Below are 18,432 nucleotides of genomic sequence, written 5' to 3'. Positions count from 1 at the left end.
CTCTTCAACTATTTTCTGCAAAAAATGCGTCGCAACACATCAGACACCGATATCAGCATCCTGGAATGACTGCAACAATTCACGTACCACGCTGGTCGCAAAACTACCCGCAGGTAGCCAAAATTTCACTTCCACGGCCGTGTCATCCTGCCATTCCCAGCACATCTGTTGCGGATACAACAGTACCGCGCGCCGCGCCGATTCAACCCGCTCGCGCTTGACCAAAGACCACAGCGTTTCTTGTCCCGCTAAAGCCAGCTCTTCAAATGCTCGTGCATCATCCTGCGTACCCAGCTCACCGTCACCGGGCAACGGCGCAGTAATCTGGAGCTCGCCGGCATCAAGGCGCGCCTGTAAGGTTTCCAGTTCGTCAGGTTTAGCCACAAACCAACTGCCGCGCCCTGTTAGCTGCAATGCGTCGCCACATAAAACGGTTTTCGCCTGCTCTCCCGCTAGTCTTGCGCTAACAACCTGATTAAACATCGCACTGCGGCTGGCGGAAAGATAAAAACTACGTTTATTACGTTCTTTTACCCGAATCTCGTTATTCGCCCAAAGACGCGCCTGCTCAAGATTATTTCCGTTGCGCCCGAAACGCTGGCAACCGAAATAATTAGGGACGCCGTTCGCGGCAATCAGTAGCAAACGAGCATCAACCTCGCGTCGATCGCTGACCTGACGTAGCACCAGAGTAAAATGGTTACCTCGCAGCGTACCAATGCGCAACTTGCGACGATGGCGGGTCACTTCAAGAACATCACAGCCTTCAAGCGCCAGCGCAGAGAAATCCGGCGTGTCCTTGCCCGGCATATGCAGACAAAACCACTGTTCGGTGACAGCATGACGATCTTTCAGGCCTGCATAGCTTACGGCTCGTAGCGGCAGGCGAGCGAATTTCGCCAGCATTTCAGCCACAAATTGCGTATTGCAGCCGCGCTTACGTACGCGCACTAATACCTGTTCACCATCACCGTCTGGCTGGAACCCCAGATCTTCGACGACGACAAAATCTTCCGCAGCGGACTTCAATGAGCCGGTAGCCTGTGGTTCGCCATGCAGCCAGACGAGTTGTTCGCTATTTTCCATCGTTATCCTACAAGACCATGACCGGGTGATGCACCGCCATGACATGGTTTCTTATACTGTTAGTTTTCTATGATTGATAAGGTCTTGTTGATAAGACATTGATTGCAAAACAACCGCTTACCACGCGACAATTTCGCCAGTTCCTTTTTTCACCAGCAAGGCAACGGCTTCACAGGCAATGCCTTCACCACGACCGGTAAAGCCCAGCTGTTCTGTCGTGGTGGCTTTCACATTGACGTCATCCATATGGCACAGCAGATCTTCAGCCAGATTCACACGCATTTGCGGAATATGCGGCGCCATTTTCGGTGCCTGCGCAATAATCGTGACGTCCAGATTGCCCAACTGATAGCCTTTTTCATTGATACGGCGCCAGGCTTCACGCAGCAGACCACGGCTGTCCGCCCCTTTAAAAGCCGGATCGGTATCAGGGAACAGCTTGCCAATATCACCCAGCGCGGCGGCGCCCAACAGGGCATCTGTCACCGCATGCAGCACGACATCCCCATCGGAATGCGCCAGCAGGCCCTGAGTATAAGGAATTCGCACGCCACCGATCACCAACGGACCTTCTCCACCGAACTTATGGACATCAAAACCGTGACCGATACGCATCGCGCGTTCTCCTTATGTATTTAGCAAATAAATTTAACGAATAAAATGAGGTTACTGCAAACTGGTTAAATAGAATTCAGCTAATGCCAAATCCTCTGGGCGCGTGACTTTGATATTATCCGAACGCCCGCTGATAATTTGCGGGCGATAGCCACAATATTCCAGCGCGGAGGCTTCATCTGTGACGGCCACGCCATCCTGAAGTGCCCGTTGCAGGCACTGTTTCAACAGTGCCGCGGGAAAAAGCTGCGGCGTCAGCGCATGCCACAAATCGTTACGTTCTACCGTGCGATCGATAAACCCATCCGTACTGCGCTTCATGGTATCACGAACCGGGGCGGCCAAAATTCCACCAACGTCACTCTGCTCAACAATCGCCAGCAGGCGCGTCAGATCGTCCTGATGCAAACACGGACGCGCCGCGTCATGCACCAGCGCCCACGCGCCGTCGGCAACGGCGGACAGCCCTGCCAGTACGGAATCGGCACGCTGCTGCCCGCCCGTTACGGTGCAAATACGGGGATCGCTGGCGATCGCCAGAGTATGAAAAAATGCGTCATCGGGACTGATAACGACGACGACACGCTGCACGCGTGAATGGCGTAAAAGCGCGTCGATAGTATGTTCAAGAATGGTTTTATGGCCGGTTGCATCATTACCAATCGTCAGATACTGCTTAGGACGATCGTTTTGCATTCTGCTGCCGTTACCCGCGGCGGGCAAAACGGCAACAATATCAGGCGGGGAAAGGCTGGGAGTCTGCATGCGTCAACGTTGTGTATTGTTGGATGGAGTATTAGTAGATGGAGCCGTATTCACGTTACGGTGGTTCGATTCCGGAACCAGACGATAGAAGCTTTCACCGGGTTTGATCATACCCAGCTCATTGCGTGCGCGTTCTTCAATCGCTTCCTGCCCGCCATTGAGATCGTCAATTTCGGCAAACAGTTGTTCGTTACGGTCTTTTAATTTGGCGTTGTTTCCCTGTTGGACAACAACATCATCTTTCACCCGAACATAATCATGAATGCCATTCTTGCCCAGCCACAGTGAGTACTGAAGCCAGCCAAGCAATATCAATAATAACAGCGTAAGCTTTCCCATCCCGCCCCCTGAAAAACCGCCTAATCATCCCATAACTTTTGTTTCGACTCCACTGTGTCGGGCAGTGGAAGGCAAGATTCACCGTGCCGCGTGCCTAAATGAGGATATTTCGGGCAGGAATTCGTACCAAATCAGCCACCAAATCACATTCTCGCCATCTATTCATTATCTTCGCGCTTTCTGCCGTCTCCCCGTAACGAGAAGGCACAACCCCATAGGAAATACCGGGATAAAACCGGCTACAGGAAAACGTCAGTTGAACCATTAATGCTATCTGTGTATTTTTATGCATACAAAGTGCATAAAAAAAGAAAATTTTACGTTTAAACCAGGAGAAACCCATGTTCAAAAAACTATTATTCGTTGGTGCGCTCTGCGCCACCGCATTATCCACAACCGTACTCCCAACCAGCGCCTTCGCTGCAGAGCCCACTTACGTGGTCGGCTCTGGCGGAACCTATCGTCCCTTTGAGTTTGAAAACGCGCAGAAAGAGCTGGAAGGCTTTGATATTGATATTATTAAAGCGATCGCCAAGGCGGAGAATTTCAATATCAAGCTGGTCAATACGCCGTGGGAAGGTATCTTCGCAACCCTTAACTCCGGCGATCGCGACATTATCATCTCCGGCATCACGATTACCGACAAGCGTAAGCAAATGGTCGATTTCTCCGCGCCTTATTTCCCCGCCGAGCAGTCTATTGTGGTGCCTAAAGGTTCTACGATCGACTCGATTGCCGCATTGAAAGATCACAAAGTCGGTGTTGTGAACTCCAGTACCGCCGATGTCGTGGTCTCTGACGTATTAGGGAAAAACAGTACATCGATTAAGCGCTTCGATAACACCCCATTAATGTTACAAGAGCTGTATGAAGATGGCGTGGGCGCCGCGGTTGGCGATGTGGGTGTGGTGAAGTTTTACATTAAGACTCACCCTGAAAAACAGTTCAATCTGGTTTCCGATGCCAAATTCGAACGCCAGTATTTTGGGATCGCCGTAGCGAAAGGCAACGATCAACTGCGTGAGAAGATTAACGCTGGGCTGAAAAAAATCGTTGCCGATGGCACCTACGCCAAAATCTATCAGACCTGGTTTGATAACAACGTTCCGACCTTACCCGCAGAATAACGCCTGCAATACACCGCGCTTCTGGTCTCCATTGCCTCACGCGAGACGTCGCACCAACCGGACAGCCAGCCTGTCCGGTTTAATTTAAAAGAATCATTACGTTAGCCTATTCAAAAAAGGAAACGATCTTGACGGGATTTCGTTGGGAGATCATTCAGGAGTATGCCCCGCTATTTATGGAAGGCACCTGGATGACCATCAAATGCACCATTATCTGTGTCATTCTTGGCACCTGTTGGGGATTAACGCTCGGGTTAGGCCGCTTAGCGCAAGCACCGCACGGGCCGTGGAAATATATCCTGCACTATGGCGTTCAGTGGCCGGTGCGTATCTACATTAGCGCCTTTCGCGGTACGCCGCTGTTTGTACAAATCATGGTGGTGCACTTCGCGCTGGTGCCGCTATTCATCAACCCACGTGATGGATTACTGGTAACCAGCAATATTATGTCGGTCGATGTTGCCCGCACGCTACGCGCAGATTACGGTGCGTTCCTCTCCTGCATTGTGGCCATTACGCTGAATGCGGGCGCCTATGTCTCTGAGATATTCCGCGCCGGTATTCAGTCAATCGATCGCGGCCAGATGGAAGCATCTCGCTCGCTCGGCATGAGCTATGGCCGCACCATGCGGAAAGTCATCCTGCCACAGGCTTTTCGCCGTATGTTGCCGCCGCTGGGTAACAACGCCATCGCGATTGTGAAAGATTCCTCGCTGGCTTCGGCGATCGGATTGGCGGATCTCGCCTATGCCGCTCGCACGGTATCAGGGGCTTACGCCACGTACTGGGAACCCTATCTGGCGATCTCTATCGTCTATTGGGTTATTACTTTCCTGCTCTCGCTGCTGGTGCGGCACATGGAAACGAGGTTTGGCAAAAGTGATTCACGTTAATAACCTGCAAAAACAGTTTGGCGATACCCATGTCCTGCGTGGTATTTCCTGTGACATCGCGCCTCAGGAAGTGCTCTGCCTGATCGGTCCATCCGGCTCAGGAAAAAGTACTTTTCTGCGCTGTATCAATGCGCTGGAGACCCTGTCAGGCGGCGAGATTACGGTCAACGGCTTTGCTATTCACGATCAGAAAACCGATATCAATCGGATGCGTGAAAGCGTCGGTATGGTGTTTCAGCGTTTCAATCTGTTCCCACACATGACGGTGTTGGAAAATGTGATCATGGCGCCGATGGGGGTGAAGAAATTACCCCGTGCACAAGCCGTTGAACGCGCTAAAGCGTTGCTCAGCAAGGTTGGTTTGCTGGATAAAATCGATGCCTGGCCGAACAGCCTGTCCGGTGGTCAGCAGCAACGCGTCGCAATTGCCCGCGCGTTAGCAATGGAACCGACGATCATGCTGTTTGATGAACCGACATCTGCGCTAGACCCGGAACTGGTTGGCGAAGTGCTGGCGGTCATGAAAACGCTGGCTAATGAAGGCATGACCATGGTCATCGTGACCCATGAAATGGCATTCGCAAAAGAAGTGGCCGATAGAGTGATCTTTATCGATCAGGGGATTATTCAGGAAGAAGGCACACCAGAGGCGATTTTTACTCATCCGAGCAACCCGCGCACGCAGGCTTTCCTAAGCAAGGTACTGTGAATATTCTCAAACGGTAAAACCAAAGCTGTCAGCATCTCCTACGCTGGCAGCTTTTTTTCACCACCCCGTCAGAAAAGAAAATACCAGCCAAAACAGGCAGATGACCGTCAGCCCCGTCGCAAAAAGCGTATAAAAAAGATAGCCTCTCAGCAGAAAGCTAAACCCGACCCCCACCAGCACCGAAAACGGCATCAGCGCCAGAAAGAACGGCCACGTATAGAGCATGAAGAAAAACGTGGTATTAGAGCCGTATACCAGAAAAGGGATACTAAAGGCCAACCAATAGAAGGAGAACCCCGTCACCGCCCCCATAAACAGGTAGGAAACGCCGTCATCCTCTTCTTGCGCTGGCCGAGTCTTACTAATCGTTAACTGCGTGGCATTTTGCATAATCTTTCCCATTCTTCCCCTGCATCACCCAACAGCGCGGTGAAAAAAGCGGGGATATCAGAGCTTGATAATAGCTCGCTTGCCAAGCAGATCTAACAATTGGCCTGTCAAATTTGTTACTAATTGTTCACCATCCAGGTGGCTATCCGGCGCTTCCGGTGCCTCATACGCCGAGTCGATTCCCGTAAAATTACGCAGCTCTCCCGCACGGGCTTTTTTATACAACCCTTTAGGATCGCGCGCTTCACAGGTCGCTAACGGCGTATCGACGAAGACTTCGATGAACTGCCCTTCGCCCAATAAATCCTGCACCATTTTGCGCTCGGCGCGGTGCGGCGAGATAAACGCGGTCAGCACCACCAGACCGGCATCCACCATCAGTTTGGCGACTTCCCCCACGCGGCGAATATTCTCGCGCCGATCGTCATCGGTAAAGCCTAAATCGCGGCACAAACCGTGCCGGACGTTGTCGCCGTCCAGCAGGTAAGTGCTGACGCCACGCTGGTGCAGCGCCTGCTCTAGCGCCCCTGCCAGCGTGGATTTACCGGAACCTGACAGCCCGGTAAACCAGATAACGACGCCCTGATGACCATGCAATTTCTCGCGCGACTCACGGGTGACATCGTGCGCATGCCAGACGACGTTCTCGTCAGTCGGTTCATCGCGTAAAGACACGTTATTTGCCTCCCAGCAGATCGCGCGCACCCCAATGCGGGAAGTGACGACGTACCAGCGCATTCAGTTCCAGTTCAAACGCGCTATACGCGCCCGGCTCCTGATATACCTGCTCGATAGGCTCCCGCACCAGACCGGCGCCCACCGTGACGTTGCTCAGACGATCGATAAAGATCATGCCACCGGTTACCGCGTTGTGCTGATAGTTGTCCAACACCAGCGGTTCATCAAAAATCAGCTCAACCGAACCGATGCCATTCAGCGGCAGATTCTCCGCGACGCGCTGCGTCAACGTATTAATCTCAACCTGATACTGAATATTCTCGACCCGAGCGCGCGTTTTCTTGCCGCCAATCTTGATGTCATAACTCTGTCCCGGCACCAGCGGCTGTTCCGCCATCCAGACCACATCCACCAGCGCATGCTGCACCGCCTTCAGCGATTCACCGCTATCGACCAGCAGATCGCCGCGGCTGATATCAATCTCATCCGCCAGCACCAGCGTAATGGCTTCACCTGCCTGCGCCTGCGGTAAATCACCGTCGAAGGTCACAATACGGCTGACGGTAGATTCTACGCCGGACGGCAGCACTTTAACCCGCTGCCCAACGCGGATAATGCCGGAGGCCAGCGTGCCCGCGTAACCGCGAAAATCCAGATTCGGGCGGTTGACGTATTGCACCGGGAAACGCATCGGCTGTTCCAGCGTGCGCTGTGCCACATTGACCGTTTCCAGCACGTCCAGCAGCGTTGGCCCGGTATACCAGTCCATCGTCGTGCCTGGCGTTGCGACATTGTCGCCATCCAATGCGGAAATCGGCACAAAAGTGATATTCAGGTCGGTAGGCAGTTGCTGAGCAAAATCCAGATAATCCTGCTTAAACTGCTCAAATACCGTTTGCTGATAATCCACTAAGTCCATTTTGTTCACCGCCACCACCAGATCGCGAATCCCCAGCAGGGTCGCAATAAAGCTGTGACGGCGAGTTTGATCCAAGACGCCTTTACGAGCATCAATCAGCAGAATCGCCAGCTCGCAGGTTGATGCGCCCGTCGCCATGTTGCGCGTGTACTGCTCGTGCCCCGGCGTATCGGCGATGATAAATTTGCGTTTTTCCGTCGAAAAATAGCGGTAGGCCACGTCAATCGTGATGCCCTGTTCACGCTCGGCCTGAAGCCCATCGACCAGCAGTGCCAGATCCAGCTTTTCGCCCTGTGTCCCCAGACGTTTGCTGTCGTTGTGCAGCGTGCTGAGCTGATCTTCATAAATCTGGCGCGTATCATGCAGCAAACGGCCAATCAGCGTACTTTTTCCATCATCGACGCTACCGCAGGTCAGGAAACGCAGCAGCGTTTTATCCTGCTGCGCATGTAAATAGGCTTCCACACCGCCTTGCTCGGCAATCTGCTGTGCAATGGCATTATTGATGACGACGGCATCTTTATCAGCCGCGTTTTCCGCAACTGTATCTTTTAACGAAGTTTGGCTCATTCGACGATTCCTCAGAAATACCCTTGACGCTTTTTCAGCTCCATTGAACCGGCCTGATCGCGGTCAATCACCCTTCCCTGACGCTCACTGGTGGTGGAAACCAGCATCTCTTCGATGATTTCCGGCAGCGTCTGCGCCTCCGATGCCACCGCGCCCGTCAGTGGCCAGCAGCCCAGCGTGCGGAAGCGCACCATGCGTTGTTCAATGACTTCACCCGGTTGCAGATCGATGCGATCGTCATCCACCATCAGCAGCATGCCATCGCGCTCCAGCACCGGACGCGGGGCGGCCAGATAGAGCGGAACAATATCGATATTTTCCAGATAGATATATTGCCAGATATCCAACTCGGTCCAGTTAGAAAGCGGGAAAACACGAATACTCTCGCCTTTGTTAATCTGGCCGTTGTAGTTGTGCCACAGTTCCGGGCGTTGGTTCTTCGGATCCCAACGGTGGAAACGGTCGCGGAAGGAGTAAATACGTTCTTTAGCTCGCGATTTCTCTTCATCACGACGCGCTCCGCCAAACGCGGCATCAAAACCGTATTTATCCAGCGCCTGCTTCAGCCCTTCGGTTTTCATGATGTCAGTGTGCTTGGCGCTACCGTGTACGAAGGGGTTAATTCCCAATGCTTCGCCCTGTGGGTTGCGGTGCACCAGCAGTTCACAGCCGTAAGCTTTCGCCGTACGGTCGCGGAATTCGTACATTTCACGAAATTTCCAGCCGGTATCGACGTGCAGCAACGGGAAAGGCAGCGACCCCGGATAGAACGCCTTGCGCGCCAAATGCAGCATCACCGAAGAATCTTTGCCGATGGAGTACATCATCACCGGGTTACTGAACTCGGCCGCCACTTCGCGGATGATGTGAATGCTTTCGGCTTCAAGCTGCCGTAAATGCGTGAGTCGTTTCTCGTCCATACCCTTTCCTTAAGCCAAGTTTACTACCGCTGGGCGGCTGTCTTGCGGCACCGTCGGCGTTGTCTGACCAAACCAGGCAATCTGGTGATGCAAATCCACCACCTCGCCAATCACCAGCAGCGCCGGTGTCGGCGCTTGCCGTGCCAAATGTTCTAACTCTTGCAGCGTGCCGATTTGCACCTGCTGATCGTGTCGGGTGCCGCGGCTGATCACAGCGACAGGTGTCTGCGCTGAACGGCCATGCGCGATAAGCTGCTGCGAAATTTCAGCGGCCTTCATCGTTCCCATATAAATCGCCAGCGTCTGACGCCCGCGCGCCAGCGTTGACCAGTCCAGCGCGTCGCCATCGGGGCGACAGTGACCAGTAATAAACAGTACGCTCTGCGCGTAATCACGGTGCGTCAGCGGAATCCCCGCATACGCCGTGACGCCCGCAGCGGCCGTCACACCGGGCACCACCTGAAACGTGATGCCAGCCTGCGCTACCGCCTGCAACTCTTCGCCGCCGCGGCCAAAAACGAAGGGATCGCCACCTTTCAGGCGCACTACCCGCTTGCCTTCTTGCGCCAGCGTCACCAGTAGCTGATTAATCTCATCCTGCGGGAGCGAATGCTCACTGGCGCGCTTTCCGACGCAGATGCGTTCAGCATCGCGGCGCACCAGATCCAACACATCGGCACTGACCAGATGGTCATACAGCACCACGTCCGCCTGCTGCATCACTTGTAATCCACGCAACGTAAGCAACCCAGCATCGCCGGGGCCTGCGCCAACCAGCGCCACTTCACCGCGTGCTGCCGCGGGCAGTTGCTGCTCGTCTTGCTGATTAACCAGTTGCTGTTGCAATTCGTCTTCGGCCTGCGCGAGTTGTCCGGCAGAAACCAGCGCCGCAAAACGCCCGACAAACAGCCGTTCCCAAAAACGACGACGTGCCGACATCGAATGCAGTCGGGTTTTAATTCTGTCGCGCCAGCTTCCGGCGATATCCGCCATCGTGCCCAAACTGGCGGGCAGTAATGATTCCAGCTTTTCACGCAGCAAGCGTGCCAGCACTGGCGCTTGCCCACCGGAGGAAATCGCCACCACCAGCGGAGAGCGATCGACAATCGAAGGGAAAATAAACGAGCACTTCGGCTGATCGTCCACCACGTTCACCAGCAAATGGCGCTGATTCGCCGCCTCAAATACGGCCGCGTTCAGCTCAGCGTCATCCGTAGCGGCAATCACCAGAAATACGCCAGATAGCAAATCAGGCGTAAAAACCTGTGCCAGCCATTCAATCTTCCCGGCCTGATGCTGCACAGCCAACGGTTCGGCCAGCGCCTGCGCGACAATTTTTACCTCCGCACCCGCGCGTTGCAGTAGATCGATTTTGCGCGTAGCAACCTCGCCGCCCCCGACAACCAGTACCGGGCGCTGACGAAGATCGGCAAATATAGGGAGATAGTTCACAATCGCCTTAACTAAGCAAAAAAGTAGATAATGCGACTATACGGTGAGGACAGAACACTTATGAAATGCCGAATTGGAATGACAAGTTCCGTAATGGAATAACACCACGTTTACAACTGAGATTGGGATGATAACGGCGATAAAAATGACGGTGATAAAAAACCGGACAATGCCCTAGTGCCTATCGCTGAAGCATTGAGATATACGGGGCGACCACAGGGGTGAGGCATCCCTACGGGAACCTCCCCCTGTGTTTCCCCTAATAACGGGCTTAAGTAACCAGTATCAGGCGATACCCAGTTTTCTCCTTTACCCTTCGTGCAGCCCGCACTCGCGTTTCAGGCCGAAGAAACGGGTTTCCTCTTCACTCATGCCCGGTTCCCATTTGCGGGTGGTGTGCGTATCGCCAACAGACAGATAGCCCTGATCCCAGAGCGGGTGGTAGCTCAGACCATTTTCTTTCAGATATTGATACACCGTCCGGTTATCCCAATCGATAATCGGCAGGAATTTGAAGACGCCACGCTGAATCGCCAGCACCGGCAAGTCTCCCCGGCTGCCGGACTGCTCACGGCGCAGGCCAGCAAACCACGTTTTTGCCTTTAACTCGCTCAGCGCCCGATTCATCGGCTCAACTTTATTCAGCAGGTTGTAGCGCTCAATGCCTTCCACGCCCTGTTCCCACAGCTTGCCGTAGCGCGCTTCTTGCCAGGCCGCGGATTCAGCGGCGCGATACACTTGCAGATTCAGTTTCAACTGATCCGTCAGCGCATCAATAAACTGATAGGTTTCAGGGAACAGATAGCCCGTATCCGTGAGGATAACCGGAATATTCGGTCGCTGTTGTGTCACCAGATGCAGCGATACCGCAGCCTGAATACCGAAGCTGGACGACAAAACATAATCGCCCGGCAAATTCTCCAGCGCCCAGCTTACTCTTTCCTGTGCAGACAGCTGTTCAAGCTGACCATTCACGACAGCCAACGCAGCCGCCTGCTCCGCTTTCGGTAACGCGTTGAGCGCCTCAAGGTTAAATTCGGCCATCAGGCTCTCCTGTCAGTCATAAAAATCGCGCGCGGGATCCAGCACCGGTCTAATGATGTTCGTGCGAATAGTGAAATCACCGAAGCCTTCGTTTGGCTGGCGATCCTGTGCCCACAGCCCAATAAGCCGATCAATTTCCGCCAGGATCTCGGTTTCATTAATGTTCTCGCGATACATACGAGGAATACGTGTCCCTTCGCGATTCCCACCGAGGTGCAGGTTATAACGCCCTACCGCTTTGCCCACCAGACCGATTTCCGCCAGCATCGCACGGCCGCAGCCGTTCGGGCAGCCCGTGACGCGCAGAACAATGTGTTCATCACCCACACCGTGCTGCTGCATGATATCTTCCACTTTCGTGACAAACTCCGGCAGGAAACGCTCGGCTTCCGCCATCGCCAGCGGACAGGTGGGGAACGACACGCAGGCCATTGAATTCTTGCGTTGCTCGCTCACGCTGTCATCAATCAAACCGTGTTCACGCGCCAGCGCATCAATCTTCGCTTTGCTGCGCGCAGGCACGCCGGCGATGATCAAATTCTGGTTCGCCGTTAAGCGGAAATCCCCTTTGTGGATTTTAGCGATTTCCGCCAAACCGGTTTTCAACGGTCGACCCGGATAATCCAGAATACGACCATTTTCGATAAACAGCGTCAGATGCCATTTGTTATCGATGCCTTTTACCCAGCCAATACGATCGCCACGTCCGGTGAATTCATACGGACGCACCGCTTCAAATTTCACACCGGCACGCGCTTCCACTTCCTGCTTGAAGTTGTCTACACCTACGCGCTCCAGCGTGTATTTGGTTTTCGCATTTTTACGGTTAGTACGGTTGCCCCAATCGCGCTGCGTGGTCACCACCGCTTCCGCGATGGTCAGCGTATGTTCGATGGAAATGTAACCCAGTTCGCTGGCGGTACGCGGATAGGTTTCTTTATCACCGTGCGCGATAGACAACCCACCGCCCACCAGCACGTTGAAGCCCACCAGACGGCCATTATCAGCAATCGCAATAAAATTAAGATCGTTCGCATGCAGATCCACATCATTCTGCGGCGGAACCACGACCGTGGTTTTGAACTTACGCGGCAGATACGTCGAACCCAGAATCGGTTCTTCATCTGTCGTTGCTACCTTTTCCTGATCCATCCAGATCTCAGCGTAGGCACGCGTGCGCGGCAGCAGATGTTCAGAGATCTTTTTCGCCCACTCATATGCCTGCTGGTGCAGTTCGGATTCGATCGGGTTAGACGTACACAGCACGTTACGGTTCATGTCATTCGCCGTCGCCAGCGCATCCAGACCAATGCTATTCAGCATCTGGTGTACCGGTTTCACGTTCGATTTGAGAATACCGTGATACTGGAACGTCTGGCGGTTCGTGATACGAATGCTGCCATATATCGTGCTTTCGCCAGCAAATTTATCGATCCGCAGCCACTGCTCCGGCGTCATCACGCCTCCGGGCAAACGGCAGCGCAGCAGCATGGCATGGCGCGGTTCCAGTTTCTGCTCGGCACGCTCGGCGCGAATATCACGGTCATCCTGCTGATACATACCGTGGAAACGGATCAGCAGAAAATTGTCGCCTTTGAAGCCGCCGGTCAGACCATCGTTCAGATCTTCAGCAATTGTGCCGCGCAGGAAGTTACTTTCAGTCTTCATGCGCTCAGCATCAGTGAGTTTCCCTTCTACCACCAGGGGACCAGGGTGTTTTTCACTGAAAACGTATTTTTCGCTCATTAGTACACATCTCGCTGATAACGGCGCTCAAGGCGCAGATCGCTTAAAAACTCATCGGCTTGTTCACTGTCCATGCCGCCATGCTCAACTATCACGTCCAGCAGCGCCCGCTCGACGTCTTTCGCCATACGGTTGGCATCACCACACACGTACAGGTGCGCACCGTCCTGAATCCAACGCCAGACTTCCGCGCCCTTTTCCCGCAGCTTGTCCTGCACATAGATTTTGTGTGCCTGATCGCGTGACCACGCCAGATCGATGTTGGTCAGCAGCCCATCTTTAACGTAGCGCTGCCATTCAACCTGATACAGGAAATCTTCCGTAAAGTGAGGGTTACCAAAGAACAGCCAGTTTTTCCCTTCTGCCCCTTCGGCATCGCGCTGCTGCATAAACGCGCGGAACGGTGCAATCCCGGTGCCCGGCCCGATCATGATGACCGGCGTATCGGAATTGGCAGGCAGACGGAAGTTATCGTTGTGCTCAATGAAGACACGGATTTCATCATCTTCGCTCAGTCGGTCAGCCAGATAGCTGGATGCGCCACCGGCACGCTCACGACCTTCGTATTCGTAGCGCACCACGCCAACGGTGATATGCACTTCGCTTTCAGCTTCTGCCTGCGAGGAAGCAATAGAGTAAAGACGCGGCGTCAACGGACGCAGCAGACCCAACAGTTGATCCGCCGTCAGTTCAGCCGGTGCCTGTCGCACCATATCTACCAGCGGCGTCCGTTGTGCGAACTGCTGAAGCGCGGGCTTATCGGCCAACAGCGACAGCAGCGTCTCATTACGCGACAGGGCTGCATATTTCTCGACGATCGGCGCAGTGTTTTGCGTCAGCTCAAAGTGGCTTTTCAGCGCCTGCGATAATGGCAGCGTCTTACCGTCAACGCTGACGGATTCATCGCCTTTCAGCCACAGCAGTTCCAGCAATTCCTGCACCAGTGCCGGATCGTTATCAAACCACACGCCCAGCGCGTCTCCCGGCTGATAACGTAAACCGGAATCACCCAGATCGATCTCGATATGGCGTACATCTTTTTCTGAACCACGCCCGGTTACTTTCTGATTCACCGCAAATGTGGCATGCAGCGGTGAGGATTTGCTGTACGGGCTGCTGGTAATTTCATCCAGTGCGCCCTGAGCGGCAATCTGTGCGACGGCTTCACCCTGAACCGGCACTCGCGCCTGCAAAATATCAACCAGCTGGCGACGCCACTGTTCAGCTAGCGCCTGATAATCGACATCGGCATCAACGCGATCCAGCAGACGCTCCGCGCCCAGCTCAGCCAGACGGTCATCGAAATCCTTACCCGCCTTGCTGAAGAATTCGTAAGAAGTATCACCCAGACCAAACACGGCAAACGCGGTGTCTTTCAGCGCCGGGGCTTTCTTGGACAGCAGGAACTTATGCAGCGCGACCGCTTCTTCCGGCGGCTCGCCTTCCCCCTGCGTCGAGGTCACGATCAGCAGCAGTTTTTCCTGCCCGATTTGCTTGAACTTGTAATCACCGGCATTGACCAGATTAACGGACAGCTTGGCTGCCAGCAGGTCGTCACGCAGCTGTTCCGCGACCCGACGTGCGTTACCGGTCTGTGAGGCAGAAATCAGCGTGATGGTTTGTACCGGCACCGTTACTGCGGAAGCGGTAGCCGCCGCGGCGATCGTGGTACCAGACTGCACGTTCCCAGGCTGTTGTACCAGCCCCCAGAAATAGCCGGATAGCCAGGCCAGCTGCGTCGATGAGAAATCACCGGTTGCCGCCTGTAAACGCGTTAATTGCTCCGCACTCAGCGGAAGCAATGAAGTGGGGGAAACCGGAGTAGTCATTGTGATTTCTGTTTCCTTGTGCCTGTGCAGTTAGCCAACGACGCTAATACAAAAACATGCAATAAAAAGATGGATGGAGGATAAGGGTAACGATCTGCATCTTAACAATTAAAGAAATGATGGAAATATTAAATAACCAAAATGACTAAATGGTTTTTCTGATAGTCCTTATTGCTTAAAGTGTTATAGCCGATGGTATGCGCCTTTCATGGCGATATCGGTAAGAATGCATTCGGAAAGCGGGGCTGCCACGCAACCCCATATAGATAGGATGTGAGTTAAATTTTCAGGACTTTCATGCCGAAATCGTCTGGACTCACGATGTTTTCGAGCTGGCCGACCTGCAACAAGTCGCCTTTAGAGACGACGCTGCTGATATTGGTGTCAGGAAAGCGAAGGTTTTTGACGAGGTGTACCGCAATAGGTCGCCCCTTTTTATCAATATCCATCACCCACCCGAGGAAGCCTCCCGAGTATTTCGCCAGACTGCCTATTGGGTAGAGACCATAAATCTGGACGTATTTAACCAGTACCGCCTTGTCATACGCGGCGTTCGCCTCATAGATTTTGCGGTAGGCAGCCAATGGCGTACGGGGCGAAACACCATTCCGCGCATGCCTGAGCTTATTAATCGCCTTAATTACAGAGACCAAGCGGACTAACGGCGACAATTGTTCGGCGCGTTTGCCGTGCGGATAGCCGCTACCGTCCAAACGCTCGTTAGCATTCTCAATCACATCGCGGCAAGTGGGGCTTATCGCCCAGTCCAGTTCACGTAACTTCTCGCGCAGTACTTCTACGTGACCAATCAGGATCGCTTTCTGCATCGGATTCATGTTGACCTTGAGCGACGGAAGGCTGGCATTGACCAGCAGCGGCTTACCCATAGTATGAAGCAATGCGCCTAATACGGCCTCGCGCACACAGGGATCGTGCGGATCGGAAAGTAACAGCATATCGGCCAGTTTCCCTGCAACCTGCACCGCATGCCTGACCCACTCCGCTTCATCACGCAGGAACGACAGCGCATACAGAAAAGCCTTTCTCTCTTTTTTAACCATATAGATCAGGGTATCGACACAGTCATAAAAGATCTCAACGGGCAGTTGATTGCGCGTTTTGATGTACATCAGCCCAATCTGAAGCCGATGGGCAACCTCCATGACGCCCCGTTCCATAGGCGTCTGGCGGGTGCGTTTCTCGCGTTCCTGACTTTCTCGCAGCAAGATATTTTTCTCCTTAGTGCCAGGAATGAACAGCGGAGACGAATACACCATGCTGCCAGTGACGCCGGTTCGATATGCCGCCTCTCTTTCCGACTCATGGGTATAATGAAGCAGGGCTTCAGACTGGGATGAAGACAAATTGATAAACTGGATGCCGACAGCCGCATAGCCATTATTCCCAAAGGGGCGTATATGGCGAATTCTTCCCTCGGCATAAAAGCTTTCCCCGTTAGGAAATTCCAGCGTAATGCCGGGGATATTCTGCCCCACATCAATCGCAATGCTTTCAACCAGATCGATTTCGACCATACACCCACCGGTCGATAAATTACGCAGCGTTCCGGGCACGTTAAGCGTGTGCATATAAACTTCGATGCGAGCACGAGCCTGCATACCAAGAATAAAAGGAATACGAATCGCACCTCTGTTTTCAGTGACGAAAACAGAGTCTGGCAAGCGACACTCCAGACGATAAAACATACTGTCCGTCTTGAATAATTGCGTAGAAATATTACACAGACTGTAAGTTTCTCGTTCGATGTTCTCCGTACCTTTGAGCGCTTCCAGATCAAAATTCAAACCACCATCGGCAAGATATCTGTCGATATCTGAACCAGAATATTCTACTGCCAACACAATACGGTTTTTATCCAGATTCAATTCCGCAACGTCAGCCTTTAATGCATATAGCATATCCTTGGCATAGATAGACATCACATATGAATGTTGCAGCAATGCGCTAATCACTTTAGCGGGAGGAGGAGAAAAATGTTCCACTATAATATCTACCTATTAACGCGATGGTGATATACCCCAAAATCCAAAAAGGACTTCTCTTTTTAATAAAATGAATGCTCACACGGAATTAAATGCTGATTCTTACTGAGTAGAACATCACCCAGATTCAATTCTGAGTTTTTCTCCCCTTTGATAGGATTACGAAACGGCAATCTTAACGTCGCTTATCATCCTAACAAGGATACTATGAAGTCACAACGGTCACACGCCACCGTCAGATTGATTTAAATTCAAACAAAAACAACTTAACCACCAATTAAACAAAAACAATCAATTTAAAGCACCAATAAAATTAACAAAATCAGAATTAAACACCAATGACAACATAGATTTAAACGATCATTATTTTTCATTCAATAGCCAATAACTATCAAACAAGAATTATTGATCATTTTAAACAATTTCCAACTATTCCAAATTGCTGTGTAGAATCCAGACGAGCAAGGCTGTGGAATTCCTATTTCTATGGAGAGGGTGAGTAATCAGTAAAATGAATACAACAACATTGAATATTGATGGAAAAATTCTTAGGCTGACAGCAGAGTTCCAGCCTATCATCCATCTCCCTCACAATAAAATATTCCGCTATGAAGCCCTCGCCAGGTTTTATAATTCGGAAGGCACACTGATATCAACGCAACAAACCATAGATAGAATAGAGAAATCTAAGGCAATCGATAAAGTAACAGACTTTATGTTTGATGTTGTCTGTCAGGTAATAAAAAACAAAAGCAGCATGACAATATCTTTCAATCTTTCACATTTACTTTTTAATAATTTCGCCTATCTGGAAAAGTTATACCAAAAATGTATTACGCATGAGGTTAACCCACAGAATATAGAAATAGAGATCAGTGAAAAAACGACGCGGCAGCAGTTAATAGACGGGATACCTTTTTTAAATCAGGCCAAAAAATATGGCTTTATGCTTTCGTTAGATGACTTCGGCGCAGGAAATCTACAAATCGATAGCCTGAGCTTGTTTGACTTCGATACCATAAAAATCGATCGTTCTATTATTGATGGCATCGGTAAAGAAGAGACAAAATCACAAAAACTAAAGGTCTTATTGAACAAACTGATCCCTCTTGGGGTAAATATTATCTGTGAAGGCGTTGAGAAAGCGACGGATTTGAACCGGTTAAATAAATACCACCCCATTGGGATTCAAGGATATATCTTCTATCGGCCACTCACATTCAGCCAATTAAGGCTGCTGGAGGGCTTTTAGCCGATATCTTCAGCCTCTGCTGCCCCGCCAACAACCTCTTAGACGATCGACATTAGCGAACAGGCTCACATTTCTGGCGTTCGCCACAGGAATTT

At 52.1% G+C, this 18,432-nt stretch carries 17 protein-coding genes; 4 read left to right on the top strand and 13 right to left on the bottom strand.

From position 1 onward, the window contains the following. Positions 1–39: 39 nt before the first annotated feature. From truD to ftsB, 4 genes are all read right to left on the bottom strand, one after another. The gene (truD, locus tag I2D83_RS05060; protein ID WP_205947659.1) at positions 40–1,086 is read right to left on the bottom strand and encodes a tRNA pseudouridine(13) synthase TruD; all 1,047 of its coding nucleotides are present in this window, start codon (positions 1,084–1,086) and stop codon (positions 40–42) included. A gap of 117 nt (positions 1,087–1,203) precedes the next feature. After that, on the bottom strand, positions 1,204–1,701 hold the full coding sequence (gene ispF / locus I2D83_RS05055) for a 2-C-methyl-D-erythritol 2,4-cyclodiphosphate synthase (RefSeq protein WP_015841498.1): 498 nt from the start codon (positions 1,699–1,701) through the stop codon (positions 1,204–1,206). Between the two features lie 51 nt (positions 1,702–1,752). Then, positions 1,753–2,466, bottom strand: coding sequence for a 2-C-methyl-D-erythritol 4-phosphate cytidylyltransferase (gene ispD, locus I2D83_RS05050; RefSeq protein WP_205947658.1), 714 nt, complete (start codon positions 2,464–2,466; stop codon positions 1,753–1,755). 3 nt (positions 2,467–2,469) lie between these two features. Continuing rightward, the gene (gene ftsB, locus I2D83_RS05045) at positions 2,470–2,805 is read right to left on the bottom strand and encodes a cell division protein FtsB (protein WP_181829187.1); all 336 of its coding nucleotides are present in this window, start codon (positions 2,803–2,805) and stop codon (positions 2,470–2,472) included. A gap of 341 nt (positions 2,806–3,146) precedes the next feature. On the opposite strand from ftsB, the gene I2D83_RS05040 reads away from it, so the two are divergent. From I2D83_RS05040 to I2D83_RS05030, 3 genes are all read left to right on the top strand, one after another. Further along, the gene (locus I2D83_RS05040) at positions 3,147–3,932 is read left to right on the top strand and encodes a basic amino acid ABC transporter substrate-binding protein (protein WP_015841501.1); all 786 of its coding nucleotides are present in this window, start codon (positions 3,147–3,149) and stop codon (positions 3,930–3,932) included. Between the two features lie 128 nt (positions 3,933–4,060). Further along, positions 4,061–4,825 (top strand): amino acid ABC transporter permease, encoded by a 765-nt coding sequence (locus I2D83_RS05035; RefSeq protein ID WP_015841502.1) that lies wholly within the window; start codon positions 4,061–4,063, stop codon positions 4,823–4,825. Continuing rightward, positions 4,812–5,534 (top strand): amino acid ABC transporter ATP-binding protein, encoded by a 723-nt coding sequence (locus I2D83_RS05030; protein WP_015841503.1) that lies wholly within the window; start codon positions 4,812–4,814, stop codon positions 5,532–5,534. Before I2D83_RS05035 ends, I2D83_RS05030 begins: the two co-directional genes overlap by 14 nt. Positions 5,535–5,591: 57 nt before the next feature. Here the strand turns inward: I2D83_RS05030 and I2D83_RS05025 are convergent, their stop codons facing one another. The 9 genes from I2D83_RS05025 to I2D83_RS04985 all read right to left on the bottom strand — a co-directional run bounded on the left by I2D83_RS05025 (position 5,592) and on the right by I2D83_RS04985 (position 17,085). Continuing rightward, positions 5,592–5,924: a DUF3561 family protein gene (locus I2D83_RS05025; RefSeq protein WP_180778709.1), complete on the bottom strand. Its 333-nt coding sequence runs from the start codon at positions 5,922–5,924 to the stop codon at positions 5,592–5,594. Between the two features lie 57 nt (positions 5,925–5,981). Beyond that, on the bottom strand, positions 5,982–6,662 hold the full coding sequence (gene cysC / locus I2D83_RS05020) for an adenylyl-sulfate kinase (protein WP_196219330.1): 681 nt from the start codon (positions 6,660–6,662) through the stop codon (positions 5,982–5,984). After that, positions 6,601–8,028 (bottom strand): sulfate adenylyltransferase subunit CysN, encoded by a 1,428-nt coding sequence (cysN, locus tag I2D83_RS05015; protein ID WP_043881981.1) that lies wholly within the window; start codon positions 8,026–8,028, stop codon positions 6,601–6,603. Before cysN ends, cysC begins: the two co-directional genes overlap by 62 nt. Positions 8,029–8,102: 74 nt before the next feature. Beyond that, positions 8,103–9,011: a sulfate adenylyltransferase subunit CysD gene (cysD, locus tag I2D83_RS05010; protein ID WP_015841507.1), complete on the bottom strand. Its 909-nt coding sequence runs from the start codon at positions 9,009–9,011 to the stop codon at positions 8,103–8,105. A 9-nt stretch (positions 9,012–9,020) separates the two neighbouring features. Then, the gene (gene cysG / locus I2D83_RS05005; RefSeq protein WP_180778688.1) at positions 9,021–10,463 is read right to left on the bottom strand and encodes a siroheme synthase CysG; all 1,443 of its coding nucleotides are present in this window, start codon (positions 10,461–10,463) and stop codon (positions 9,021–9,023) included. Between the two features lie 309 nt (positions 10,464–10,772). Continuing rightward, positions 10,773–11,507 (bottom strand): phosphoadenylyl-sulfate reductase, encoded by a 735-nt coding sequence (locus I2D83_RS05000; protein ID WP_205947657.1) that lies wholly within the window; start codon positions 11,505–11,507, stop codon positions 10,773–10,775. Between the two features lie 12 nt (positions 11,508–11,519). Next, positions 11,520–13,253: an assimilatory sulfite reductase (NADPH) hemoprotein subunit gene (gene cysI, locus I2D83_RS04995; RefSeq protein WP_180778686.1), complete on the bottom strand. Its 1,734-nt coding sequence runs from the start codon at positions 13,251–13,253 to the stop codon at positions 11,520–11,522. After that, positions 13,253–15,082, bottom strand: coding sequence for an NADPH-dependent assimilatory sulfite reductase flavoprotein subunit (gene cysJ, locus I2D83_RS04990; RefSeq protein WP_181829191.1), 1,830 nt, complete (start codon positions 15,080–15,082; stop codon positions 13,253–13,255). The genes cysI and cysJ overlap by 1 nt, the downstream gene beginning before the upstream one ends. A gap of 278 nt (positions 15,083–15,360) precedes the next feature. Then, complete coding sequence (locus I2D83_RS04985) at positions 15,361–17,085, bottom strand: PilZ domain-containing protein (RefSeq protein WP_182101222.1); 1,725 nt, start codon at positions 17,083–17,085, stop codon at positions 15,361–15,363. A 511-nt stretch (positions 17,086–17,596) separates the two neighbouring features. Here I2D83_RS04985 and I2D83_RS04980 point away from each other — a divergent pair. Then, entirely contained in the window at positions 17,597–18,337 is a 741-nt protein-coding gene (locus I2D83_RS04980; RefSeq protein ID WP_205947656.1) for an EAL domain-containing protein, read from the top strand. Positions 18,338–18,432 lie beyond the last annotated feature (95 nt).

The sequence above is a fragment of the Pectobacterium aroidearum genome, from assembly GCF_015689195.1.
GTDB classification, from domain to species: Bacteria; Pseudomonadota; Gammaproteobacteria; order Enterobacterales; family Enterobacteriaceae; genus Pectobacterium; species Pectobacterium aroidearum.
Note: the sequence above shows the minus strand (reverse complement) of the source record. Positions and strands in the feature narration are given on the sequence as shown.

Bases quoted from the DNA above. Each gene is read 5' to 3' on its own strand.
- truD (WP_205947659.1), bottom strand. From the start codon at position 1,086: ATGGAAAATAGCGAACAACTCGTCTGGCTGCATGGCGAACCACAGGCT.
- ispF (WP_015841498.1), bottom strand. From the start codon at position 1,701: ATGCGTATCGGTCACGGTTTTGATGTCCATAAGTTCGGTGGAGAAGGT.
- ispD (WP_205947658.1), bottom strand. From the start codon at position 2,466: ATGCAGACTCCCAGCCTTTCCCCGCCTGATATTGTTGCCGTTTTGCCC.
- ftsB (WP_181829187.1), bottom strand. From the start codon at position 2,805: ATGGGAAAGCTTACGCTGTTATTATTGATATTGCTTGGCTGGCTTCAG.
- I2D83_RS05040 (WP_015841501.1), top strand. From the start codon at position 3,147: ATGTTCAAAAAACTATTATTCGTTGGTGCGCTCTGCGCCACCGCATTA.
- I2D83_RS05025 (WP_180778709.1), bottom strand. From the start codon at position 5,924: ATGCAAAATGCCACGCAGTTAACGATTAGTAAGACTCGGCCAGCGCAA.
- cysC (WP_196219330.1), bottom strand. From the start codon at position 6,662: ATGCGCTGGTACGTCGTCACTTCCCGCATTGGGGTGCGCGCGATCTGC.
- cysD (WP_015841507.1), bottom strand. From the start codon at position 9,011: ATGGACGAGAAACGACTCACGCATTTACGGCAGCTTGAAGCCGAAAGC.
- I2D83_RS05000 (WP_205947657.1), bottom strand. From the start codon at position 11,507: ATGGCCGAATTTAACCTTGAGGCGCTCAACGCGTTACCGAAAGCGGAG.
- cysI (WP_180778686.1), bottom strand. From the start codon at position 13,253: ATGAGCGAAAAATACGTTTTCAGTGAAAAACACCCTGGTCCCCTGGTG.
- cysJ (WP_181829191.1), bottom strand. From the start codon at position 15,082: ATGACTACTCCGGTTTCCCCCACTTCATTGCTTCCGCTGAGTGCGGAG.
- I2D83_RS04980 (WP_205947656.1), top strand. From the start codon at position 17,597: ATGAATACAACAACATTGAATATTGATGGAAAAATTCTTAGGCTGACA.